20 protein-coding genes and 1 tRNA gene are annotated in these 24,659 nt (G+C 56.8%); 13 read left to right on the top strand and 8 right to left on the bottom strand.

Translation table 11 applies throughout. The features are described from left to right. Positions 1–13 precede the first annotated feature (13 nt). From F1C16_RS16390 to F1C16_RS16380, 3 genes are all read left to right on the top strand, one after another. Positions 14–505: a methylated-DNA--[protein]-cysteine S-methyltransferase gene (locus tag F1C16_RS16390; protein ID WP_185281692.1), complete on the top strand. Its 492-nt coding sequence runs from the start codon at positions 14–16 to the stop codon at positions 503–505. A gap of 226 nt (positions 506–731) precedes the next feature. Beyond that, the gene (locus F1C16_RS16385; protein ID WP_185281691.1) at positions 732–1,253 is read left to right on the top strand and encodes a thioesterase family protein; all 522 of its coding nucleotides are present in this window, start codon (positions 732–734) and stop codon (positions 1,251–1,253) included. 142 nt (positions 1,254–1,395) lie between these two features. After that, complete coding sequence (locus F1C16_RS16380) at positions 1,396–1,962, top strand: type 1 glutamine amidotransferase domain-containing protein (RefSeq protein ID WP_185281690.1); 567 nt, start codon at positions 1,396–1,398, stop codon at positions 1,960–1,962. Positions 1,963–2,027: 65 nt separating this feature from the next. On the opposite strand, the gene F1C16_RS16375 is transcribed toward F1C16_RS16380, so the two are convergent. Both F1C16_RS16375 and F1C16_RS16370 read right to left on the bottom strand, forming a co-directional pair. Then, complete coding sequence (locus tag F1C16_RS16375; RefSeq protein ID WP_185281689.1) at positions 2,028–2,540, bottom strand: DUF6992 family protein; 513 nt, start codon at positions 2,538–2,540, stop codon at positions 2,028–2,030. A gap of 75 nt (positions 2,541–2,615) precedes the next feature. Next, the gene (locus tag F1C16_RS16370; RefSeq protein WP_185281688.1) at positions 2,616–3,305 is read right to left on the bottom strand and encodes a porin family protein; all 690 of its coding nucleotides are present in this window, start codon (positions 3,303–3,305) and stop codon (positions 2,616–2,618) included. Positions 3,306–3,516: 211 nt separating this feature from the next. On the opposite strand from F1C16_RS16370, the gene F1C16_RS16365 reads away from it, so the two are divergent. Together F1C16_RS16365 and F1C16_RS16360 are read left to right on the top strand one after the other, a co-directional pair. Then, a tRNA-Val gene (locus F1C16_RS16365) sits at positions 3,517–3,591 on the top strand. Positions 3,592–3,733: 142 nt separating this feature from the next. Then, positions 3,734–4,642, top strand: a complete 909-nt coding sequence (locus F1C16_RS16360) for a histone deacetylase (RefSeq protein WP_185284366.1) — start codon at positions 3,734–3,736, stop codon at positions 4,640–4,642. 163 nt (positions 4,643–4,805) lie between these two features. Here the strand turns inward: F1C16_RS16360 and F1C16_RS16355 are convergent, their stop codons facing one another. The 3 genes from F1C16_RS16355 to F1C16_RS16345 form a co-directional block, all read right to left on the bottom strand. Beyond that, complete coding sequence (locus tag F1C16_RS16355; protein ID WP_185281687.1) at positions 4,806–5,543, bottom strand: methyltransferase domain-containing protein; 738 nt, start codon at positions 5,541–5,543, stop codon at positions 4,806–4,808. A 171-nt stretch (positions 5,544–5,714) separates the two neighbouring features. Next, on the bottom strand, positions 5,715–6,827 hold the full coding sequence (locus F1C16_RS16350) for a type III polyketide synthase (protein ID WP_185281686.1): 1,113 nt from the start codon (positions 6,825–6,827) through the stop codon (positions 5,715–5,717). A 55-nt stretch (positions 6,828–6,882) separates the two neighbouring features. After that, positions 6,883–8,001: an NAD(P)/FAD-dependent oxidoreductase gene (locus tag F1C16_RS16345; RefSeq protein ID WP_185281685.1), complete on the bottom strand. Its 1,119-nt coding sequence runs from the start codon at positions 7,999–8,001 to the stop codon at positions 6,883–6,885. A 283-nt stretch (positions 8,002–8,284) separates the two neighbouring features. On the opposite strand from F1C16_RS16345, the gene F1C16_RS16340 reads away from it, so the two are divergent. Then, positions 8,285–8,566: a T9SS type A sorting domain-containing protein gene (locus F1C16_RS16340; protein WP_185281684.1), complete on the top strand. Its 282-nt coding sequence runs from the start codon at positions 8,285–8,287 to the stop codon at positions 8,564–8,566. Positions 8,567–8,964: 398 nt separating this feature from the next. Here F1C16_RS16340 and F1C16_RS16335 read toward each other — a convergent pair whose 3' ends face one another. Together F1C16_RS16335 and F1C16_RS16330 are read right to left on the bottom strand one after the other, a co-directional pair. Next, on the bottom strand, positions 8,965–12,519 hold the full coding sequence (locus F1C16_RS16335; protein WP_185281683.1) for a PAS domain S-box protein: 3,555 nt from the start codon (positions 12,517–12,519) through the stop codon (positions 8,965–8,967). A 43-nt stretch (positions 12,520–12,562) separates the two neighbouring features. Then, positions 12,563–13,930: a sigma-54 dependent transcriptional regulator gene (locus F1C16_RS16330; RefSeq protein ID WP_185281682.1), complete on the bottom strand. Its 1,368-nt coding sequence runs from the start codon at positions 13,928–13,930 to the stop codon at positions 12,563–12,565. A gap of 732 nt (positions 13,931–14,662) precedes the next feature. Between F1C16_RS16330 and F1C16_RS16325 the strand changes: the two genes are divergently transcribed. Further along, a complete protein-coding gene (locus tag F1C16_RS16325; RefSeq protein ID WP_185281681.1) occupies positions 14,663–16,780 on the top strand; it encodes a T9SS type A sorting domain-containing protein in 2,118 nt (705 codons plus the stop codon). Positions 16,781–16,994: 214 nt separating this feature from the next. Here F1C16_RS16325 and F1C16_RS16320 read toward each other — a convergent pair whose 3' ends face one another. After that, positions 16,995–17,549, bottom strand: coding sequence for a DUF4468 domain-containing protein (locus F1C16_RS16320; RefSeq protein ID WP_185281680.1), 555 nt, complete (start codon positions 17,547–17,549; stop codon positions 16,995–16,997). A 361-nt stretch (positions 17,550–17,910) separates the two neighbouring features. Here F1C16_RS16320 and pyrF point away from each other — a divergent pair, with 361 nt between their 5' ends. The 6 genes from pyrF (at position 17,911) to F1C16_RS16295 (ending at position 24,614) form a co-directional block, all read left to right on the top strand. After that, positions 17,911–18,693 carry an orotidine-5'-phosphate decarboxylase gene (gene pyrF / locus F1C16_RS16315; protein ID WP_185281679.1) on the top strand — a complete coding sequence of 261 codons (783 nt, stop codon included), beginning with the start codon at positions 17,911–17,913 and terminating at the stop codon, positions 18,691–18,693. Positions 18,694–18,802: 109 nt separating this feature from the next. After that, positions 18,803–19,414, top strand: a complete 612-nt coding sequence (gene pyrE / locus F1C16_RS16310; protein WP_185281678.1) for an orotate phosphoribosyltransferase — start codon at positions 18,803–18,805, stop codon at positions 19,412–19,414. Between the two features lie 118 nt (positions 19,415–19,532). Then, positions 19,533–22,592 (top strand): AIR synthase-related protein, encoded by a 3,060-nt coding sequence (locus F1C16_RS16305; RefSeq protein WP_185281677.1) that lies wholly within the window; start codon positions 19,533–19,535, stop codon positions 22,590–22,592. A gap of 4 nt (positions 22,593–22,596) precedes the next feature. Then, complete coding sequence (locus F1C16_RS22865) at positions 22,597–23,052, top strand: phosphoribosylformylglycinamidine synthase subunit PurQ (RefSeq protein WP_219733341.1); 456 nt, start codon at positions 22,597–22,599, stop codon at positions 23,050–23,052. A 31-nt stretch (positions 23,053–23,083) separates the two neighbouring features. Next, on the top strand, positions 23,084–23,647 hold the full coding sequence (locus tag F1C16_RS16300) for a phosphoribosylformylglycinamidine synthase subunit PurQ (protein WP_258048941.1): 564 nt from the start codon (positions 23,084–23,086) through the stop codon (positions 23,645–23,647). A gap of 46 nt (positions 23,648–23,693) precedes the next feature. Then, complete coding sequence (locus F1C16_RS16295) at positions 23,694–24,614, top strand: phosphoribosylaminoimidazolesuccinocarboxamide synthase (protein ID WP_185281676.1); 921 nt, start codon at positions 23,694–23,696, stop codon at positions 24,612–24,614. Positions 24,615–24,659: the final 45 nt, after the last annotated feature.

The raw sequence follows: 24,659 nt of genomic DNA, 5'->3' as shown, positions 1-24,659 counted from the left end.
ACAACTTCACCATATGCCCGAAGCCTACCTTTCTACCCCACTGGGCCTGCTGAGCTTGCGTGGGTCCGATGCTGGACTGGCCGCGGTGACCTTTCTGGACGAGCCGCATGGCCAGGCGCCTACCCCCGTAGCAGAAGTGCCCGAATGCTTGCGTGAGGCGCATTGCCAACTCAAAGCCTACTTCGCGGGCGAGCTGCGGGAATTTAAGTTGAGGTATCATTTCGAGAAAGGCACTGATTTTCAGCGGCAAGTGTGGGCGACACTGCTGGGGGTAGGCTACGGCCGCACGGCTTCCTACCTCGATCTGGCCCGGCAATTGGGCAACCCTGGTGCGGTGCGGGCAGTGGGAGCAGCCAATGGACAAAACCCCTTGGGCATTGTGCTCCCGTGCCACCGGATTATTGGAGCCAATGGTCAGCTAACGGGCTATGCCGGTGGGCTGCACCGCAAAAAATGGCTGCTGCAACACGAGCGCCCCACCGGGCAGGGCGAGTTGTTTCGATAGGGGTAGCTGTTAGCTTCTAGCTGCTGGCTATTGGCTTTTTTACCAACTTGCACTGTTTCATACGCAGAACAGCACTCGTTCATTTTTGTCCGACTGCTTCAATAACCAGTTGATTCAGCTGCCGAGCTTCTACTGCCGTATGGTGCTGCCAGAACAAAAGCTAGCTGACTTGCCATCGTCAGAACATAAGCTAACAGCCAACAGCTACTAGCTACCAGCCAAATACATGCCCACTGCCCTGCTCCAAACTCCCGAAAGCACCCACCGCGTCTACCTGCAAGATTGCGACATGCTGGGCCACCTCAACAACGCCCGCTACCTCGACTATTTCCTTAATGCCCGCGAGGACCACACCACTCAGCACTATGCCCTGAACCTGGGCCAGTTGGCCCAACAGCAGAATGCGGGCTGGGTTATCACCAAGCACCATATCAGCTACTTGCGCCCGGCGCGCCACGGCGAGGTAGTGCGCATTCGCACCCAACTCATTCATTTCGACAATTCCAACCTGGTGGTGGAGATGCAAATGCTGCACGAAGACGGCTTGCGCCTGAAAGCCGTGCTGTGGTCGGAGCTGGCCTTTGTGCGGGTAGACAGCGGTGTGCGCGCCGACCATTCCGATGCCCTAATGGATATGCTGGAGCAGCTGGATGTGGAGGACGTGGACTACGACCCCGATGGGTTTGATGAGCGCGTGCGTCGGTTACGCAAGGAGCTGAAGCAGTTGCGCCGCGAGGGCGAAGAGTAAAGCACACGTAGCATAGCGTTTTGGGAGTACTAGGGCAAAATTTTATGCTTAACCCCCTGGTACAGGTTGCGTTGAATACCTAGCGGCACCGCCGTAAAACGGTGCCGTAATTATTCTCTGTACCACCCAAAACACCTAGACCATGAGCATTTTTGGCAGCGATAAATTGAAAGGTAAGAAAGTAGCCATCTTGGCTACCGATGGCTTCGAGCAGGTAGAACTGACTGAGCCGAAGAAATTTCTGGAAGACGAAGGTGCCCAAGTGGACGTCATCTCTCTGAAAAGCGGTTCCATCAAGGGCTGGGATAAAACCGACTGGGGCAAAAAAGTAGACGTAGACAAAGTAATTGACGACGCGAAAGTGGCCGACTACGATGCCTTGGTATTGCCCGGCGGCCAGATCAACCCCGATAAGCTGCGCGTAGAGCAAAGCGTGGTAGATTTTGTAGGCGAGTTTGCCCGTTCCGGCAAAACCGTAGCTGCCATCTGCCACGGCCCCTGGACGCTAATTGAAACCGGCTTCGTACGTGGCAAGCACATGACCAGCTACCCCAGCATCAAAACCGATCTGAAAAACGCCGGCGCTCAGTGGTCCGACGAAACCGTGGTAGTCGACGGCAACCTCATCACCAGCCGCAACCCCGATGATATTCCGAACTTCAATAAGAAGATCAAAGAAGCATTGGTAGGCGAAACGGTAGAAGCCTAACATCCTACCTCTAGAAGCACAAAGCCCCGGCTGCTCAGCAGCCGGGGCTTTGTGCTTCTATCTGCCTACCCTACTAGTTGTAGAAGCTGCGCCGCAAAACGATGGTATAGTAGATAAAGCCCACTATCAAACAGCAGCAAAAAACCACCCTGTAGCCACAACGACCGGCCAAACCCCAGCAGCCGGACCGGCTTAGAGTCGGTGGCGGCGCGGGCTTGCAGCCAGCTGCCGATGCAGAGGTAGGCCACATCGAGGCCCAGGTTGAGCACCAGCAGCTTCTCGAAGTTGAACTGCGCCGTTAGGCTATCGGCCAGGGTAAGATTGCCCACGCCATAGGGGTTGGCGCGCAATAGTCCTACCACAGCTAGCAGCAGGTTCACCACGTTCCAGCCCACATTCATCAAGTGAAAATGATGCGGCATGGTGCGTGCGTCGGTGCGGGCTACAAAGTAGCCGCTCACCAGCAGATTCAGCAAGGCCCATCCGCCCAGCACAGCCATAGCCCGCTCGGCCACTAGCTCGCGGGCTTGGTTGATGGCGGGTAGGGCTGCCGTAGCTAAGAGTAGGGTAGAAGCCATGCGAAACTGAAAAGTGCATTAACAAAAAAGGAAGACGCCCGGCGCCTTCCTTTTTTGTTGAAGCTGATGATGAAGCTAGTTGGAAATGCCCAAGCCCAGATACACTTGGAAAGCTTGGTTGCGTACGTCGCCACTGGGCACGTTAATTTGCCCAGCCGTGCCCGTAGTAGCGTAGCCGTCTTTACGGATTTTGGCTAGGCCCAGGTCGTAGCGGCCACCTATGCGTGCGGGCCCAACGCGGAATTCTATACCGCCTACTACGCCGTAGTCGAGGGAGTGGTAGCCGTAGTCATCAATGCTCTGGTCGACGCCGGCGTTTTTCACTTTCGTGAGCAAGGCAACCTGCGGGCCTACGTGCACGCTCACGTTATCGAGGAAGTTGTACGTGAGTAATACGGGCACTTTCAGGTAATCGAGTCGGTTTACGCGCTGCTCCGTTGTGCCGCCCTGGGTTTGATCGTAGCGGTAGCCTTGGCGCGAATACAGCAGCTCGGGCTGGATGGCCACTTTGCTGCTGAGGCCAAACTGTGCATACACACCAGCATGGAACGTGTTCAGGTTTTCGCGGGCGGGAATGCCGCCTTTGTCGTCGCCGTGCACGTTGGTGAGGTTGAATCCGCCTTTCACCCCGAAGCCGTTGTTGCGCGAGTCGGAGCTAGAACGGAAATAGTCGGTAGAGGACATGGCACCACCGGGCCGCACCTGGGCATGGGCCAAAGAGAAGGAGGCAGCAAAAGCTACAAGCAGAAGCGTAATCTTTTTCATAAGTAGAAGGAAATCAAGCGGAGTAAAAAGTAAAAAACGAGCAACTGCAAGTGCGCGGCTCGCATAACATCCGTAAGCGGCTATACTTCGCCGTGGACAGAAAGTTGCGTAGGCAGGATAGTTGGCGTAAAAAATACCAGTGAAAATACTTGCTGCTACGGCGCTGCGTCGTATCTTAGCTGCTAATCCCGGCCGCCGCCAGCGGGCTTGCGGGGCGTTAGCTCAGTTGGTTCAGAGCGCTACCTTGACAGGGTAGAGGTCACTGGTTCGAGCCCAGTACGCCTCACGTAAGTCCGCAAAACATCGTGAGTGAGGCCGATCTGGAATCTGCCGACGGTTTTGCCAACGATGCAGTACCTGAGTCACCCAAAAAGCCCGACCTACCGGCCGGGCTTCTTTGTGTGCCGGCCCGCCCCCATCCCTACCCTATGCTGCCTGTTGCCTGGGCGCCCTGCTACGCCCACCCATTGCCCGAAAATCATCGGTTTCCCATGCTTAAGTATGAGCTACTGCCCGCGCAGCTGCTACGCGAAGGCATCATCACCGAAGCCGACCTGTTTGCGCCCGCGCCGGCCGCCGCCGCGGATATTCTGCGCGTGCACACCGCCGACTACTATCACCGCGTTACGACGGGCCAGCTTACGCGGCAGGAAGAGCGCACGACGGGTTTTCCGTGGAGCCCGCAGTTGATAACGCGGGAAATAACCATTCTGGAAGGCACCTTGGAGGCCGCGCGCCGCGCCTTGCAGATGGGAGTAGCACTCAACATTGCCGGCGGCACTCACCACGCGTTTGCCGATCGAGGCGAAGGGTTCTGCCTATTCAATGACCAGGCAGCGGGCGCTGCCTACCTGCTGGCCCAGCCAGAACTCGGCATCGGCAAAGTGCTGATTGTGGACCTGGACGTGCACCAGGGCAACGGTACGGCCCGCATTTTCGAGCACGAGCCGCGCGTGTTCACGTTCTCGATGCACGGCGCCCGCAACTACCCCGGCCGCAAAGAGCGCTCCGACCTGGACCTGCCCCTCCCCGACGGTACCACCGATGCCGGGTATCTCAAGCTGCTAGCCGACACCCTACCCCGCCTGCTCGACGAGGTGCAGCCAGACTTCGTGTTTTACCAGGCTGGCGTCGATGTGCTGGCTACGGATAAGCTGGGCTACCTTAGTCTCACCCGCGAGGGCTGCCGCCAGCGCGACCAACTGGTATTGCGCCTCTGCCACCAGCACCGCCTACCCGTGGTGGTGTGCATGGGCGGCGGCTACTCTCCCCGCCTCGCCGATATTCTGGATGCCCACGTCAACACCTTCCGCACCGCTGCGGAGATATGGGGGTAGTTGTGAAATGGTGAGTAGTGAAATGGTGAAGTTGTGAATGCAAAAGCGTCTGTCATCCTGAGCTTGCGAAGGACCTTATCAGGCGTGAACGAGTCGTTGTGAAGATGTTCGTTATCAGGTGATAACCCCCTTCGCAAGCTCAGGATGACAGACGCTTTTGCATTCACAACTTCACCATTTCACTACTCACCATTTCACCATACAGCACCACTTGCCAGCGAAAGGCCCAGCACCAGCGCAACGAGTAGTGCTGGATACCAGCGGCGGCCAACAGGCGTTGCCAGTCTTGGCGGGTGAAGGCGCGTGCCACCGATAGCGGAGCATCGTGCCGCACGAGGTAGGAGCCGCCCAGCAGACGCGTTAACCAATGGATGCTGTAGTAAGCCAGTGGGTGACGATGCAAATCGTTGATAACCACGGCTACACGGGCCTGCTGGTGCCATTGGCGCAGCAGCGGCACCAGCTCCGCATCGGTAAAATGATGGCAGAACAGGCTGCACGTGAGCACGTCGAACGGCTGGCGCTGGAATTCGTTGGAGAAGATATCTTGCTGTTGAAAGCTGATTTCGGGGTAGGCGCGGGCTTTGTCGGCGGCGTATTGCAGCATGAAAGCATTGGCGTCAATGCCAACCAACTCAACGGGTAGGGCCTGCCGTCGCGCCCAGCGAGCAATATGCCGGAGCGTGTCGCCACCGCCGCTGCCCAGGTCGGCCAGGCGGAGCGGGTGGTTGGGCGGCCAGTGCGGACGCAGGGCGGCCAGAGCCGTCAGCACCGGGCGGTAGCCACCCAGCCACGTATTGATGGTTTCCAGCTCGTCGAGGTTCTGCCGTAGCGCGTCGGATGCCAACGTTAAATCATCCATCAGCTCCGGCTGCGTAGACCGGCGGCTCAAGTCAGGCATGTGGGAAGTGGTGAGTGGTGAAATGGTGAGTTTGTGAATAAAATACGTCTGTCATCCTGAACGCAGTGAAGGACCTTCTCACGTGAGGACGAGTCGTTGTTATGCCTATTGTTCTTACGTGAAAAGGTCCTTCACTGCGTTCAGGATGACAGACGTATTTTATTCACAAACTCACCATTTCACCTCCATTAACAGCGCTTCCAGCGTAAGACCGGGACCAAAAGCGAAGCTAAGCACAGGCGCGCCGTCCTGGGCAGGTGTGAGGTCCCGCATCAATTCAGCCAAAACAAACAGCACCGTGGCCGACGACATATTGCCGTAGTCGCGCAGTACTTGGTAGGCAAAGCGGTTGTCGTGATGCGTGAGCCCCAAGGCCTGCTCGATGGCCTCCAGAATGCGGCGCCCGCCCGGATGAATCGCGAATAGCTTGATGTCGCTCATGCGGACCGGCAAGCGAGCCAGCAGTCCATCAGCCAAATGCTGAATGCCCTGCTTGATCAGGCCTGGCACGTAGGACGAAAGCGTCATCTCGAAGCCAAAATCGTTGATGTGCCACGCCATATCGGCGCGGCCGTCGGGCACCAGGTCGCAGTGGAAGGCTTGTAGCGATAGGCTGGGTCCGTGGGCGGCCGGCTGGGCTTGCACTAAGGCTGCCGCTGCGCCATCACCAAACAAGGCATTGGATACTAGGTCATCGTCGTCGCGGCGCTTCTGAAAGTGCAGGGTGCACAGCTCGGCGCACACCACCAACACGCGGGCTTGCGCATCGGCCCGACAAAAGGCGTCGGCCAACTTCAAGCCATTGAATGCGGCGTAGCATCCCATAAAATTGACGCATGTGCGCTGTACATGGGGGCTCAGTCCTAGGGCTTCTACCAGTTCAATATCAAGCCCCGGTGCATACATGCCCGTGCAGCTCACCGTTACCAAGTGCGTGATGCTGTGGGGTAGGGAGGCATCTTGCATTTGCGTGAGGCAGGACTGCACGGCGGCCACGGCCAGCGGCAGCGCGTGGGTGCGGTACTGCTCCATGCGCGGCCCTACCCTGGGGAATGGCTCTAGTTGCGGGGTGTTGGGAAAGAACGTGAAGTTGCCGTTTTCCTCGGCATAGTCGGGTAGCACGGAATAGCGCTGCCCAATGCCAGAGGCCCGGTATAGGGCCCCTAGGCGGCGGGTTTCTGCTTCATCAAACGATAAAGCATCGGCCATGAAACGGGCAATCTGAGATTGAGGAATGCGGTGGGGAGGATTGGCCGTGCCAATAGCACACAGGTAGCTGGTCATTGCTGACAGTATACGCAATTTATTGGGTGGCAGCGCGAGGGTAGCATAATCATGTTCAGAAGGGCTGCCCGTGCGTGCGCGCCACCAGCGCCTGCACGGCGCCGGGCCAGTGGCGCAGCCCACCTATCACCCAGTTGCTGAGGCGGGGCTGCCCAAATAGCCGCTGCACCAGCCGCCCTACCCGCAGGCGGGCGCCAAATTGCTGTTGCCAACTGTGGGTGTATGCTGCTTCTAACGCGGCCCGATGTATATGGCCCTGCAAAAAGCGATGAGCGTGCCCGGCCGCGAGGTAGGCGCCGTGTAGTGCCATGGCCATGCCGTTGCCGCACAGCGGCGTAATCAGGCCAGCGGCGTCGCCGCACAGTAGCACGTGGTCTTCCACGCAGGACTTGGGTGCAAAGGAAATTTCGTTGATGACTTCGGGCTGCGGGTAAAGCTGCTCGGCGCTGGTGAGAATGGCGCGCAGGTGCGGGTTCCGCATAAGCACCTCCGCTTCTAGTTGAGGAATGGTACCATGGGCCTTCAGGTTGCGGCGGGTAGTAAGGTAGCAGAAGCACAGCTTGTCTTCCTCAATAGCCGAAAACCCCGCGTAGCCATCGGCGAAGTTGTGTAGGGAAATCAGGTTGCGGGGGTAGCCGGGTAGGCGCAGGTGGTACTTCACACCCAGGTAGGGCGAGCGTTGCTGAAAGAAGGGCCGTTGCAGTTGGCGGTCCAGGTTGGCGCGCTTGCCGTAGGTGCCCAGCACCAGGCGGGCCGTTAATACGCGGCCGTCAGCCAGGGTAGCGTGGTGTTGGTCGGCTGCGAGGTCGTAGGTCACGGTAGTGACGGTTGCCCCTTGTTCCACCGCCACACCGCGCGCCTGCGCCAGCTCTGCCAAGTAATGATCAAGCCGGTAGCGACTTACCCCGAACCCGCCCAGCGCAAGCGGGGCCGAAAGCAGTGCGCCGCCCGGCGCGCTCACCTGTAAGCGGGTAATAGTGGCAGGCCCCAAAGGCTCGGGTGATGCTCCCAGCCGATGTAGGTAGGGCACCACTTCTTGGGAGACGTACTCGCCGCACACCTTATGAAAAGGGTAGCGTTTGCGCTCCACCAGCATCACGCTATAGCCGCGCTGCCGTAGGTCGAGAGACGCCGCCAGACCTGCTAAGCCACCGCCGATAATGAGAACGTCCAAATTTTTTTGTGAGCTAACGTGTTGGAAGGGAAGTAGTAGTTAAAGTTAATTTCGTAGATAAATTATATTTTGCTACAATTGCCAAAATTGTCTATATATCTTTGTAAACCTAATAAAATACCAGCCGTTAAGAACCACAGACTGGCTGATAATACGTCCATTCTATTTCCCGTCTATGATGAAACGATTACATTATTTGCTCTTTATACTACTAATAGGCAGCGCTAGCCTTATTGGTAGTGCCCTACCCACTCGCGCAGCTGCTCAGTCAGCAAACACACGTGTGGGTTTTCCTAAGGCTACCCTGGCCGATGAAAAATCGGTGTTGGTTTATCCCAATCCCAGCACAGGCATTGTGCACCTTACCATCAATGGTTTTGAAAACCGACGGGTAGAGTTGCGGGTACTGAACGTTATCGGGTCGGTGGTGTACCGTGAACTACTCACAGAACTAAGCGACCGTGCCACCAAAACTTTGGATTTGAGCAAGATATCCAGCGGCCTCTACTATATTAAGTTGGAGGGCGACAACGTAAGCGAAATGCGCAAGCTGGTAATTCGCTAAGCAATTATCAGTAGTTGCGCTGCGAATGTGTAATTCTTTTTCGCAGCGGCAGACGGCAGTAGATTATAAATCCGACAAAAAACAACGGGGGCTTCCTATCTAGGAAGCCCCCGTTGTTTTTTTGAACTCCGAAAATTACTGACGGGCCGGTACAGTTTCCGGCTGCATCATTTCTTTCAGATTATTTACGGTGCTAAGGGCGAGTACAGCAGTTGCGACAATCAGACCCAAGAGAATTAACCAAGACATAAAAAGAGAATTAAAGGAAAAGAAAACCAACTGCTACCAGCAATTGGGTAGTGCTGTAAGATAAACAGCTTTCTAGTACTTCAACCCTAAAAAACGTTTTTGAGTTGTGGTATAATTATGTGCTTTTAAAAATAAAGCTCTTCTGGCCGCTACTCAGCGCCGAACTCTTGCTCTAGCTGGGCAATAACCAGTTCCGTTATCTGCCGCACCTGCTGCACCTGCTGCGTGGCAGTAGGCACGTCGGGAGGCGCTTGCTGGCAGGCTTCCAGTTGGCGAATGACGGTATGAAGCGGCCGGATGTGCATGCCATCGAGCGAGCTTTTGAGGTGATGCGCCGTAGAGCCCAACAATTTCCAATCGTTTGCCTCCAAGTGTTCCTCCATTTCGCGCACGCACGGCGGAGTAGTACGGATAAACAGATGCACCAGTCGCTTCACGAAGCCCTCGTTGCCGTGGGCCAGCCGGCGAATACCGCTCAGGTCGTAGAGTGGGGCGCTGTCGGGTAGGGGTTCTGCTGCTTCTATCATTGGCACAGGCTGTTTTTGCAGCACCGCCGAAACCGTACGGAACAGATCCTCCTCGCGGAAGGGCTTCGAGAGGTAGGCATCGAGGCCGGCCGAGCGGTAACGTTCGGCTTCGTCGCGCAGGGCGTGGGCCGTGAGGGCCACAACGGGGGTAGCTGCCCGCTGCGCATCGGGGTGGCGCCGCAACTGTCGAGTGGCCTCCACGCCGTCCATGCCTGGCATCTGAATATCCATGAGCACCACGTCGTAGGTGTTTTGCCAGAATAGCGTGAGTGCCTCCGAACCAGAAGAGGCCGTATCGACGTGCATACCCCAAGTGCTCAGCAGCGTTTCCACCAAAAACTGGTTGACAGCGTTGTCTTCGGCCAGTAGCACACGGCGCTTGCCTAGGGTATGGTAGCGGGGCGCGGGTTCCGCAGCGGTAGTAGGAGTGGCCTCTTCAGCTGGCTGGAAAGGTAGGGTGAACAGGAAGGAACTACCTTCGCCTACTGTGCTTTCAGCTGAAAGTTGGCCGCCCAACAGCTCCACCAGCCCGCGCGAAATACTCAGCCCCAGGCCCGAGCCGCCGTACTCGCGGGCCGTCGACGAAGAAGCCTGCGTGAAAGGCTCAAACATATGTTCTAGCTGCTCGGCCGGAATGCCGATACCCGTATCGAGCACCGAAAACTGAAAGCGGGGCTTCTCATGAGCGGCACTCAGACGGCGGCAGGCCAGCAGCACCCGCCCGTGCTCCGTGAATTTCACGGCGTTGCTAAGCAGATTGAGCAGTACTTGCCGCAGGCGGTAGGGGTCGCCCGTGACGAAGGTAGGCGTGGTTTCGGGGGGCAGCTCCAACTCCAGCGACACGCCTTTTTCGGCGGCGCGGGGCTGCACCATTTGCTGGCTGGCGTACAGCACATCGCGCAGGTCAAACGAAACCGACTCCAGTTGTAGTTTGCCTGCGTCGAGTTGGGCCATGGCCAAAATGTCGTTGATAACTACCAGCAACGCTTCAGCCGAGTGCCGGATATGGCCCAGGTACTGGTTCTGCTGCTCGTCGAGCGGGGTTTTGGCCAGCAGGTTGGCAATACCCAGAATCCCGTTCATGGGCGTACGAATTTCGTGGCTCATATTGGCCAGAAACTCTTGCTTGGTGCGCGCCGTCGCCTCGGCGGCTTCTTTGGATTCGCGCAACTCCTGCTGCGCACGCTTTATATCGGTGATATCGGTGCTTACACCCAATACCTGCAACATGCCATCAGCTAGCATAAAAGGCTGCTTCACAACGTGCAACCACCGGATAGAGCCATCGGGATTCGTGAAGGTGTCCTCGTAGTCAACGGTTTGCTCCGTGCGCAGTACGGTTTGGTCGTACTCATGGTCCCGTTGCAAGTCGGCCGGATCGGCGCGGAGTAGCTGGTAGGGCGTGCGCACAATCTCCGTGGTGCTAGAGCCGTAGAGTTGCGCCGTAGCCTGGTTGGCCAGGGTGTAGTTGCCGGCCTCGTTTTTCAGGTAGATGAGGGGCGTGATGGTGTCAATCACCTGCCGGAACAAGCGGTTCTGCTCGGCCAGCCGGTAGTTGGCAAGGCGCCGCTGCTCGTCTGCAATTTTCCACTGGGTAATGTCCTCAGCCGTGCCTAGCATCAGGCGTAAGCGGCCTTCCTCGTCGCGCTCAAACGGCGTGTGGCTGCACCGAAACCACCGGGTAGAACCATCCCGATGCAGAAAAGCCAACTCAAGGGAATATACCTCGCCATCTTCCGCCCGTTGTACTTGTATGTTGTGTTGCTGGAGCTTGGCAAGCTCGCTGGGCACAATCAGGTGTTGCGGAGAAGCAGTGCCGAAGGTCAATAGCTCATCCGGTGTATAGCCTAGCGCCGTAACGGAATAATGGTTGACGTAGACGAATGAGGTTTGCTGTACGTCAAACGTATAAATCAGGTTGGGTGCCAAGCTGGTGATACGGTCCATGAGCAGGCGACTCTGGCGCAACTCCTCCTGGATTTGCCGGGTAACGGTAACGTCTTGCGCGCTGCCAATAAGCTGAATGGGCTCACCATTAGGCTGCCGGGTAAACGCAGCCAACTGTAGTCGCAGCCAGCGCCACTCGCCGTCGCGGCGACGTATGGGGTACTCAAATACCAGTGGCTGCTGCGTTGGAAGCTGCCCCCCTTCAGGCCAGCGGCTAATGATTTCTTCTATGGTTTCGGGAGCCATCAGGTGATGAACGATGGCTGGCCCCATCGCCTTCAGCTCTGTCTCTGTGTAGCCCAGCAGCAGCTCTGTTTGCCGGTTAGAGTACGTGAGGTTGTTCTGCGTGAGGTCGAAGAGAAACACCATGCTAGGCACTGTATCGTTGATGCGCGATACAAACAGCTGGCTGTGCAGTAATTCTGCCTCGGCTCGTCGCCGGTCGGTGATGTCCGTTAGATAAATAATAGCCGACTGCTCCTCCGGAAAAGGCACTATCTGCCAGTGGTAGAAATGGCCACCCAGGCGCCGCTCCGTGGTTCGAATCTGATGCTGTTGCAGGGCCTGCTCTATTTCGCTGCGGACAAAGTCGCGGGTTTCCGCTTCCATTGGCTTCTCCAACACTTGCAACAGCGGCTCAGCGGCTGGGTTGGCATACTGTGCCCTACCCACGCGGTCGAACCGGATGAAGGGATTGGGACTATGCTCTGAAAGCAGCGAGTATTGCCGGATTTTTTCCTGCGCCTGCTCGCGCTCCGTCACGTCCTCTAGGCTCCACAGGTGCAGCATCGTTTTGCCATCCTGCAACACCGGCAGGTATTCCTGCTGCAAGATTCGGCCGTTGCGTAGCCGTAGCAGCTGCCCGCTTATGCGGTTCTGCTCGGCAATGGCCTGCTCAATGGTTTCTGATACCAAGGCGGGCTCCCGGAAGCAAAGGGCCAATACCCGACGCATTTGGGCGTGGGTATAGCCCAAATAAGTTTCGGGTGGCTGCGTAAGCCCTACCATATCGCAGAAGCGCTGGTTCACCAGCGCCACCTGCCTACCCTGGTTTTCGGCCAGTATAGCCGTACTCATCGTTTGCAGGAGGGTGCTCATCTGGCTGGCGGCCGCAAGCCCTTGCTGGGCCAGTTGCGCACGCAGGTCCCGCAGCTCGGCGGTGGTAGCCATCTGAGCCCGCGTCATCTGCCGCAAACGTCGTTGCAGGTGGCGATACGCGATAGAACTCATAAAACAAGTTGTATAGAAATAAGTAAAACAAGAAAACCAGTCGTTAGCTGACCCGGATTTCGTTGTTCTGTATCATACGATAGATAGTAGACTTGCCAATTTGTAGTTTCGCCGCCACCTGCAATATGTTTCCGTTGTGGTTGTCGAGGTAGCGCTGCACAATGGCTGCCGTCTGCGTTCGTAGCGACTCATCACCATCTGGCGTGTTGGTTTCCTGGGTGGTGCTGGCGTGCCGCAACGACAAATCTTGCGGCTGAATGGTGTCGCCGTCGGCCAATACGGCGGCTAGCTCTACCACTGCTTTCAGTTCGCGCACGTTGCCGGGGAAGGGGTAGCGCAGCAGTTTCTGCTGGGCATCCGGCGACAGGCGACAATCGGCCATGTTGTTTTGGGAGCAGAAGGTTTGTAAGAACGACTGAGCCAATAGCAGCACATCCTGGCCCCGGTCGCGCAGCGGGGGGAGCAGAATGGGTAGGCCCAGCAAGCGGTAGTACAGGTCTTCCCGGAAACGGCCCTGCTTCACCTCTTCTGTCAGGTCGCGGTGCGTGGCTACCATCAGGCGGGCATCAAAAGGGATTGGAGCGCTGCCACCTACCCGCATCACCTCCCGCTCCTGTAGCACGCGCAGAAGCTTGGCTTGTAGGTTCAGGTCTAGCTCAGCAATTTCATCCAGAAAAAGCGTGCCCCGATGGGCTTCCTCGAATCGTCCAATGCGCCGGCTAACGGCCCCGGTGAAAGACCCTTTTTCATGGCCAAACAGCTCACTCTCAATAAGCTCACGCGGAATAGCAGCCACGTTTACGGCCACAAAGGCATTGTTGCGGCGCTCAGACCGGAAATGAATGGCCTTCGCAACCAGCTCTTTCCCTGTGCCGGTTTCCCCACTCAGAGAAACCGTGATGTTGGTGCGGGCTGCCTTCTCAACCAAGGAAAATAATTGCTGCATTTGGGGGCTCTTTCCCAAAATAGCACGTTGTGGGTCGTACTTCTGTCCAATTTGTTCCCGCAGTCGTTCGTTTTCCCGGCGTAGGGCCAGTTGCTGATTTACGTTGCCAATGGTGTTCCAAAGCCGGTCGGCTGTTTCTTCATCTTTTACAAGATAATCATAAGCACCCTGGCGCAGCAGGCCAACGGCTGTTCGCACATCCTCCTGTCCCGAAATGATAATAACGGCTACTTCTGGCAGGCGCTCTTTTATCTGGCGTAGTACTACGTCGCCGGTGCCATCGGGTAGAGTATAGTCTAGCGTAATAAGGTCAGGCTTCTCGTTAAGATTATCCAGGCAGGACTGCGCTGTGGTAAAGCGTCGTACAATATATTCTGGATTCTGAGAGAGCTTATATTCAAGTAGTTCGCCATACCAAGCGTTGTCTTCAACAACGAATATGCGAAGAGTAGAGGATGCAATCATTGGGGAATGTAGCGGAGTAGCTGTGGTAAACCATGCGTCACATAGAAACTATACGTAATGTACGGCTTCTGTGTGGAGTATAGCCCATTCAGCTGGGTTTTCAGTAGCTCAGAAAGAGAAATGGGGTGGACAGTGCGAGTATAAGTAGGGAAAGCTACTCAATCAAATTTTCTCATAATAGGATTTTTATTCTCTTTATGGGATATTTAGATAAAAACTATAAAATCGTATAATGCTTCAAATCAAATATTTATACAAAAATATAATTTAAAGGCAGTGAAATTGTACTGTGATTTATGAACGTGTTTATGGACTTTTCTAATCTTACTTATGAAGCGCTTCTTCTACTTACCGACCTTTTTGCGTTGCCAAGCAGTAGTATTTCTACTAGCATGGTTGAGTTGTGCCACAGCACTTGCCCAAAGTCCCATTACGCGAGTTATCTACACTAAAGCGGGCACGGCAAAGGTAATGAAAGGCAGCGCTACTGTTACGGCGCAGGTTAAGGTACTAGGGGCTAGTCTTAACACTCGAACAACTACCCTATCTTTTGGAAACGTTGTGAATGGCGAAGCTGCAGCTGATGAAGGCACAACGTCCTTTGATAGCTACGCTCTACTTACCAACAACTTAACTCAAACAACGATAGCCGCCGCTTTAAATATTAGTGTGTTGTCGCTAGCGGAAGCACAAATTACAGGGGAGTCGACGCCTACCTCGGTGCGCGTGGATATGGCTGCGACCGTTAAAAAAGGCAATCGGGCGGGCATCGTGATAAGTGGTGACAACTCACTGCTGAATGTGTCGCTGCTGAACGCTGTGTACGTGCAAACGTACCTGAACGAAACGCTCGTGCAGCGTATTCCGGTTGCAGAGCTGGTAGGGATTGAGTCGAGCCTGACCAGCTCGCTGCGCAACAACTTACCCTTGTTTAACAACCGCCCTACCCGCGCCGGCTTTATTGCCAGCGGCGACTTCAACAAAATAGAGCTGGTAACAGCAGGGGTGCTGAATCTGAGCTACGGCATACGCTTCTACTACGCCTTTGGCTTCGACGACCAAAATTCAACGATACAATACAAAGGCGCGCTGTCGAACAATGTTAGCCCGGTGGAGGGCCAGGAGTACAGCACCCAATCCCGTGGAGCCAACGGGCTGGTATGTGTGAATGTGAATTCGAACATCGACAACTCGCAGAACGCCGCCAATGACGATCTGGCTGACTTTGCCACGTTCCGGAACCTGCTGAATATAAGCGTGCTGAACTGCCCGGCTACCCTGCGCGTGAAGCTGCGCAGCACAGTAGGCCCTACCGGGTATCGTGCCGGATTTGTGATCGGCAACGGTGGCCTGCTTGACCTAAACCTGTTGCAGAACGTGCGCCTGAGCACCTACCTAAATGATGCACTACAGGAAAGCGCTTCCGGAGCTAACTTGCTGCGGGTGAATGTGCTGCCCGACAACCGCTATTTCCTGAGCTTCCAGACGACGAAGCCATTCAACCAGGTACAGATCAGCCTGAATGGGGCAGTAAACGTGCTGGACAACCTGAACGTGTACTATGGCTTTGGCATTGAAGAAGCAGCCTTCAGTGACCCAGACCCAGTCTTTTCTGACTTTGAAGATCCTACCGATAAATTCCAAGTGGCTACCCTCACACCGAATACCAGTGGTTTGCTGACAGTTAGTGCCTGTGCTTCTGTTATCGGCAGTAGCTGCGCAGGGTTTCAGGACCCAAGCTTTGCTGCCAAGCGCAATCTAACTACCACTTATGCTCAGATCAAGGGCTCATTGGTGAATTTAAATGTGAATCAGGGCCTGGCATTGGCCGTGAAGCTTAACGGTGCCAACAAAGTGGCAAGCGGGAAAGCAGGTAAAGCAGGCAACCGCACCGGATTTGTCTTCGACTACATCGACAACGGAGGACTAGTAGGGGGCCTGTTGAGCGCGGGTGTCTTATCCAATTTCACCATCACGACCTATCGCGAAGGCCAAACTACTGCTGGTAAAGGCAATAATACCAGCGCGGTGCCGTCGCTGATAGCAGTGGAGAGCGTGTCGGGAGCCAACCTTGCGCAGGCCACAATCCTGGGGGGCAGCACAGGTCGGCAAGCCCTGTCTTTCGTAGCCACGCAGGATTTTGATTGGGTAGAGCTAACTACTACCAACACGGTAGGCACTGTGCAGGATACGCGCATCTATTACGCTTTTGCCGAGGAGCTGCGGGGCTTCTTCCCTGAAAACCTCGTGAATCCTACCAACCCGCTACCCGTCGAGATGACAGCCTTCACGGTGCGCGCCACAAATCAGGGAGGCGAACTGCACTGGAAAACGGCTTCGGAGCAAAATAATAGCCTGTTTGTCGTGGAACGAGCCGTGCAGCAAGGCGCCGATGCCGTTTTTCAAGCTATTGGTCAGGTAGCTGGCGCAGGAACCACAACCACCGCCCAACAGTACCGCTACCTAGATGCAACGGCTGCTGAGCAGAGCACCGGCACGGTATACTACCGCTTGCGACAGGTAGACACCAATGGTAACGAATCGTTTTCGCCGGTAGTAGCGGCCACGTTTGAAGAGCAAACACTGGCTGTATCGCTTCAGCTGGCCCCCAACCCCGCCGGAGCAGCCGAGATGGTGCGTGTGCTGGTAGGATCTGTAAAAGAAGGTACTGGGGAGCAGCAACTGGTAGTGTATGACGCGCAAGGCCGACAGGTGAATGCTATGGCCGTAACAGATCGTGCTACCCTGCTCCCAACTCAGAACCTGGGCCAGGGTCTCTACTACGTGGTGCTACTGAACGCCGCCGGCAAGCGCCTCACCAGCCAGCGTCTGATTATTGCAGGACGTTAATCTGATATTATATAGACTTGTTCTTACGTTAAGATCCGTGTAAAAATGTCTGTCATGCTTCACCTAGCGTCCGCTTGTCGAAGCATGACAGACATTTTTTCGATTCTTATTATTCAGGAACAGGTCTTATATATACAAGCACAACGCCACTCCTTGCAAAAGGAGTGGCGTTGTTATGAAGGGCGTTATCGGTGGCCTAAAGAGCAGCCTCAGGCTAGTTCAACCCTACTGTATCGTCGCTTTCGCCTTCGTGGCTATTCATATAGGAACGGAAAGACAGCGCGACTTCGCTAGCCAGTGAAGAAGCCTGCGCCCGCACGCGCCGGTCGTTGTTGGTGCGGCTGTTGGTGCGGTCAGCAGCTAATTGGGCCACGTAGTCGTCCAGCGGTACGGTGGTAGCGGGCTGTTTTTCGTTCGGGACTACCTCGAAAGCACCTACGTTGTAGTCGTAGCCATTATCAGTGGCGCGAAACACGAACTCGAAGCGGACCATTGTTTCGATGGGCTTGTTGTTGTCGAGCGTTTTCACCTTACCCGTACCCCGCAACCGGAGAGTGCCCGCGGCGGCATCAGCCTTCACATCCATCTTAGGGGTATATGCAAACCCTTTCTCGCTCCAGGCTAGCGCGTGCTGATACAGTGCTCGGCGACCAGCCCCCGACACCTGTACCTGCTCACCGTAGGCAACCGGGCTAGCAGACTGCGCCAGCGATGGTAAGGATAGCAACAGCAAACTGCCTAGCAGAAAACCAAGAAACGCATTTTTCATAGAGAGGAAGTAGAACAGGTAAGTAGCAACAGGAGCGCAAACATACGCCACTATTAGGCCATGCACGTAGTAGGCTATGTTATGAATATATCAAGAAGAGTGCCGGGTGCGTATTTTTCCCCCTTTGTTCCTTCTCCTGTTTTTTTCGGTAGTTCCTGCTTTCCTCTGTGTGAGTAGTCAAAGCGGTTTTTTCGTGCCCACACGAGGCAAATAGAATCCGTATTAGATCCAGCGCAACAACCGTATGCAAGGCGCTGCTACAAAATGCGCCCGGTGCAAGCTGGGCGTTTTTGCTTCTAACAAGCTATTAGCTGTTAGCTTTGCATCTAATATCACGTAGCTGCTAACAACTCAAAAGACCATGAACAAGCTGCTTTCCCGCATCCAGCGCGTTGATTCGCTGCTGTGCGTGGGTCTTGATCCTATCGGGGAGGATGCGCAGGTAGTTGGCCGTTTGGCCGAAGTTATCGATCAGACCGCCGCGTACGCTGCCGCCTTCAAACCAAATCTGGCGTTCTTCCTGAGCCGGGAAAACGGCGTGGCCTTGTTGCGCGACACCATCCAGCGGATTCCGCAGGATATTCCGGTGATTCTGGACGGTAAGTTCGGCGACATCTCCAACACCGCCGACCACTACGCCCGCTTCGCCTACGACGTGGTAGGTGCCGATGCCGTAACGGTGAACCCCTATATGGGTGACGACGCCATTGTGCCGTTTCTGCGCGAAGGCAAACTGGTCTTTGTGCTGGCCAAAACCAGCAATAAGCCTACCCACTCTCTGCAAGACATGGCCCTCACAAGCGGTGGCGTCCTCAGCGACCAGGCCGCCCGCATCAGCGGCAAGCTGGATGAGGAGAACGGTGGGGTGGGGCTGGTGGTAGGCGCTACCCAACCCGAAGCCATGGCACGCGTGCGTGAGCTGTGCCCAACCCAGTGGTTTCTGGTGCCCGGCGTGGGTGCCCAGGGCGGCGACCTGGCCGCTACCCTTCGCGCCGGCCTACGCCCCGACGGTTTGGGCGTGCTCATTAACTCCTCGCGTGCCATCTGGCAAGCGGCCGATGCTGGCGCTGCTGCCCAAGAATTGAAGGAGCAGATCAATGAGCACCGGCAGGTAGCAAAAACTGATACGGTATCCCAGGGTTGAAGCCTTGGGCTATGCAGCGCCCGAACCGCCTGCATAACAGCACGATTAATGCCGTTTCATAGCCCAGAGTTTTAACCCTGTGGCGTCTTATATATAATAGTATACTCTCTTGACCACTCACACCTCCCTACCCGCCGAAACCCTGGAAGAGCAATTAGTGCAGGAAAACGCACTATTGCGTGGGCACTTCCGCCTGTCTTCTGGTTTGCATTCTGATACGTATGTGCAGTGCGCGCGCTTCCTGCGCCGGCCCGATCTGGCCGCTCCCGCCGCGGCCGAGCTGGCCGCTCAGATTCGGGCCGCCCGTTTGCAGCCCGATACCGTGGTAGGCCCCGCTATGGGCGGCGTCGTGATTGGCTACGAGTTGGCCCGGCAGCTGGGCGTGCCCGGCATTTTCACGGAGCGCGACGCCGATGGGCAAATGACCCTGCGCCGCGGCTTCACCATAGAGCCCGGCGAGCGGATTATTATTGCTGAAGACGTGGTGACTACGGGCAAGAGCACCAACGAAGTAGCCCGCCTGCTGACCGAAATGGGAGCAGAAATTTTGGCCGTGGCCAGTTTAATTGACCGCACTAGTGGGAAAGCTGAGCTTTCTTTTCCGAACTTTGCATTGCTGCCGGTTACGGCAGCCACCTACGCACCCGATGATTGCCCGCTGTGTCGGGCAGGTATTCCGGTAGTGAAGCCCGGCAGCCGGCCGGACAAAGCGTTTTCTTAAACCTACCCTGCGCTGGACGTAGGGCAAGGCATTTCCGGTGGCAGTTGGGTGCATCCTATCTATAAAAAGGTAGGGGAGCCGGCGGCAGCGGAAAATAGCAAACCTTATTTCCTTCCTTTTGGAATCTATCCAACGAACCATTCAGCTGCGGCTCAAGCCTACCCGTCACGACGGCGAAGGTCAGCGTGTAGCCGAAGCAGCCCAGCGCCATCTGGGCCTGCGCACCGGGCGCGTGCAAAGCACTGCCCTCTACACCGTGCGCTACCCCCTCACCGACGAGCAGCTGCATAGCTTTGCCACGCGCTGCCTGCAAGACCCGGTGCTGCACGATGTGGCCCTGGACGAGTTTCGCCCCACCGACTCCATCTATAAGAGTTACATCCTAGTGGCCAAGCTGCCCGGCGTAACCGACGACGAAGGCATCTCGGCGCAAAATGCGCTGGGCGACTTCCTCAACCAGACGCTGGATACGCATACCCAGCATATCTTCAGCAAACGGCTCTACTTCCTGGAGCACGAGCTGCCCGCGCAGGACCTGCGCCGCCTGGCCGAAGAACTGCTGGGCAACAAGATGATCAACCGCTTCGAAACCGGCCCCCTCTCCGAGCTGCGCGACTACACCCCGCGCCCCGGCGGTGGGGCCGAAGCCATTACGGAGCTAGTGCCGCTGGTGGGCCTCACGGACGAGGAGCTGGTGAAGCTGTCGAAAGACAACCTCTACGCCCTGAATCTGGAGGAAATGCGCGCCGTGCGCGACCACTACGCCACCATTGCAGCCGAGCGCGAAGACGCCGGCTTACCCGCTGACCCCACCGACTGCGAGTTGGAAATCATTGCCCAAACGTGGTCGGAGCACTGCAAGCACAAGGAGTTTTCGGCCGTTATCAACTACAAGGATGCGGCTACGGGCGAGACCAAGCAGGTCGATTCGCTGTTCAAAACCTACATCCGCAACGCCACCGCTGAGGTAGACCGCCAGCTGCGCGCCAACGGCAACGACTGGCTGATTAAGGTGTTCTCGGACAACGCCGGTGCCGTGCGCATCAACCCCGAGTCGTTGTTTGTATGGAAGGTAGAAACGCATAATTCGCCCTCGGCCATCGACCCCTACGGCGGGGCCATTACGGGTATTTTGGGCAACAACCGTGACCCGTTAGCCACCGGCATTGGTGGTGCGCGCTTGCTGTTCAATACCAACGTGTTGTGCTTCGGTAACCCCGAGTTCAACGGCACTCTGCTTTCCAACCAGCTGCACCCACGCCGCATTTTTGAAGGCGTGCGCAAAGGCATTGAGGACGGCGGTAACAAGTCGGGTGTGCCCACGGTGAACGGCAGCATTGTGTTTGATGACCGCTATGCCGGCAAGCCGCTGGTATACTGTGGTACCGGTGCCGTGATGCCCATGCAACTGGCTGGTGAGGACTCGTGGGAAAAAAAGATTGACCCGCAGGACCGCATCATTATGGCTGGGGGTAGGGTAGGCAAGGACGGCATCCACGGGGCTACCTTTTCCAGCATCGAGCTGGACGAAACCTCGCCCGCCACGGCTGTGCAAATCGGCTCGCCCATCACTCAAAAGCTGGCGATGGACTTCCTGATACTCGCTACCCGGCGCGGCCTCATCAAGTGCAGCACCGACAACGGCGCAGGTGGCCTCTCGTCCAGCATCGGCGAGCTGGCTACTATTTCGGGCGGTGCCGTAGTAGAGCTAGAAAAAGTGCCGCTGAAGTATTCGGGTCTGCGACCTTGGGAAATCTTCGTTTCTGAATCGCAGGAGCGGTTTTCGCTGGCTGTGGAGCCGGCTAAGCTCGATGAGCTGCTGGCGCTGGGTAGGGAGATGGAAGTGGAGCTGACTGACATTGGCTACTTCACCGCCGACGGCTACCTCGACGTGCGCTTTGCCGGCGAGGCCGTGGCGAAGCTGGACATGCACTTCCTGCACGAAGGCGTGCCGCGCAAAGTGCTGGAAGCGGAGCTAACGCAATCCACCGCGCAGGAGCCTACCCTCCCCGCCGAAACCGACTACACCGACACGCTGCGTCGCTTGCTGGGCTCGCTCAACATCTGCTCGCGCGAGTCCGTGATTCGGCAGTATGACCACGAGGTAAAAGGTCGCACCATTGTGAAGCCCTTGATGGGCGCCACCGGCCAGGCGCCGCAGGACGCCGCCGTGGTGCGCTTCAATTTTGAGAGCTGGGAAGGTGTGGCCGTCAGCAACGGCATCTTACCCCGCTACGGCGATTTGGACGCCTACCAGATGTCGGCGGGTTCGTTTGACGAGGCCGTGCGGCAAATTATTGCTGTGGGCGGCAAGCTGCCCAACCTCACGCCCGGCGACGGCCTGTTCTGGTCCGTGAACGACAACTTCTGCGTGCCCGATTCGGTGTACGATGAGGTAGGCAACCCCGATGGTAAGCACAAACTCGCCAAGCTGGTGCAGATGTGCGAGGCCCTGCGCGATGCCACAGCGGCCTACTGCATCCCGCTCACGAGCGGCAAGGACTCGATGAAGAACGACTTCAAGGCCGATGGCGTGAAGATTTCGGTGCCGCCTACGGTGCTGTATTCGATGACCGCCAAGCTGGAAGATGTGCGCAAAGCCGTGACGTCGGACTTCAAGCAGGAAGACGACGTAGTGTACCTGCTGGGCGAAACCTACGACGAACTGGGTGGCTCGGAGTTCTACGCGCTGCACGGCGAGTTGGGCGCCAACGTGCCCCAAGTACGCTTCGACAAGGCCAAGGAGCTTTATATAACGATAGGCGAGGCCAACGACCAGAACCTCGTTCAATCCTGCCACGACTTGAGCGACGGCGGCCTAGCGGTAGCGCTGGCCGAGGCTACGTTTGGTTACGGCTTTGGTGCCGATGTGGAACTGAGCGGCGAGTTGAGCCTGAGGGCACAACTGTTCTCCGAATCGCACTCGCGCTTTGTGGCCACAGTAGCGCCCGAGGATGTGGTAGCCTTTGAGGCGTTGCTGAAAGGCCGCGCTACCCGCCTCGGCACCGTAACCGGCAATGGCCACCTCATGGTGCGCCACGCGGGCCAGGTAGTCGTTGACGCCGATGTGAACGACTTGCGCGAAACGTGGTCGAACGGGCCGGTGAACAAGGTAATCGGGCTGGACCTGGATGCCGTGCGCAACGCCAACGAAGGCTCAACCAGCGGACTGGGATAAGCATATGGAAGAAAAACCACTCATGCCCGACCTGAACGCGCCGCCCCACCAGCAGCGCGACGATACCCCGCCACCCCAAACAGCGGACGGCAACTTTCTGGTGCCCGGTTACAAAAGTGTAGACGCCGGCCACGAAACCACAGAACCTTTGAAAAGCACACAGGAACAAGCTAACAGCCAACAGCTAATGGCTAACAGCTCAAACGTAAAGGCTCTCATTCTAACGGGTTTTGGTATCAACTGCGAAGAAGAATTCGCGGCGGCCTACCGCCTGGCGGGCGCCGAACCTACCATTGTGCACCTCAACCAGGTGCTACATGGTGAGGTGAGCATCCACGATTTCGATATTCTGAACTTCCCCGGCGGCTTCAGCTTCGGCGACGATTTGGGCTCGGGCGTGGTGCTGGCCAACAAGCTGCGCTACCGCAAAAAACGCCGAGGGTCGCACGCTGCTAGATGATATCCGGCAGTTTATTGCCGATGGCAAGTTTGTGCTGGGCATCTGTAACGGGTTTCAGGTGCTTGTAAAGTTGGGCTTGCTGCCCGACCTCGCCGGAAACGTGACGCCCGAAGTGACCTTGACGCACAACGCCTCCGGCCGCTACGAGGACCGTTGGGTGCGTCTCAAGGTGAATCCAGCGGCCAACACGCCTTTCCTCAAAGGCATCGATACGTTGGAAGTACCCGTGCGCCACGGCGAAGGCCGTCTCATCATTCCCGATGCTACCACGCGGGAGCAACTTGTGCAGCGCGGCCTTAACGTGCTGACCTACTGCGACAGCACGGGCTGCGAGGTGTCGGCCTACCCCCACAACCCCAACGGCGCCGACCTGAACTGCGCCGGTCTAACCGATACCACGGGCCAGGTGTTCGGTCTGATGCCGCACCCCGAGGCCTTCCTGTCGCTCTACAACCACCCGGAATGGACGCGCCGCAAGCGGCAAGACCCTACCCTTTCAGAAGAGGGCGATGGGTTACGCATCTTCCGCAACATTGTAGAGCACGTGCAACAGCACGTGGGCCTACCCCACGCGGAAGCCACTTCCGCGTCCTAATCATCACTGCAACCCGCCAGCGATTCGCGTCGGCTTCCTACCCGGTATGAACACCCTCAACCACTTCGAAACTCCCCAACTCGAACTCCTGCACCGTGGCAAAGTACGCGATTCGTTTCGCGCTCCGTCGGGCGACCGGCTCATCGTCGTGACCGACCGCCTTTCGGCGTTCGACTCGGTGCTGGAAACGCCCGTGGCCCACAAAGGCGCCGTGCTAAACGGTCTGGCCAATTTTTGGTTCGACAACACCCGCGACATCATTCCCAACCACGTGATGGAGCTGGTAGACCCCAACGCCATGCTGGTGAAGGAAGCCGAGCCGATTCGGGTGGAGATGGTGGTGCGGGCCTACCTCACCGGCTCGATGTGGCGCGGCTACCAGCAGGGCCAGCGCACCTTCTCGGGCGTGACCGTGCCCGATGGCCTTACCAAGCACCAGCAGTTCCCCGAGCCCATCGTGACGCCAACAACCAAAGAGGAATCGGACCGCGAAATCACGCCCGAAAACCTGGTGAGTGAAGGCTGGGTGAGCCAGGAGCTGTACGAACAGATGAAGGAGAAAGCCCTGGCGCTGTTCAAGGTAGGCTCCGATTTGTTGAAGGAAAAGGGTATCATCCTGGTAGACACCAAGTATGAATTTGGCCTGGTGAACGGCGAGCTGATCCTGATTGATGAAATCCACACACCGGACTCGTCGCGCTTTTGGTCGGCCGAAGATTACGCCAAGAACCCGGAGTCGGCCGAGCAGATGGATAAGGAGTACGTGCGCCAGTGGCTGATTGCCAATAAGGTAGACGGTCAGTATCCCCGTGCCCTCACGCCCGAAGTATCGCAGGAAGCCACCCGCCGCTACCTCGATATCTACGAGCGCATCACCGGGCAGTCCCTACCCACCACCGACGAGGGTGACGTATCGGCCCGCTTGGTAGGCAACCTGGTGCGCGCTGGCGTGATGAAAGCGCTGTAATTCAATTGCTAATAGAAAAATTTCGCACGGAGTTAAAGGGAGAGT

This window comes from Hymenobacter sp. NBH84, from assembly GCF_014217645.1.
In the GTDB taxonomy this organism is placed as follows: Bacteria; Bacteroidota; Bacteroidia; order Cytophagales; family Hymenobacteraceae; genus Hymenobacter; species Hymenobacter profundi.
This window is presented reverse-complemented; position numbering and strand designations above follow the sequence as displayed.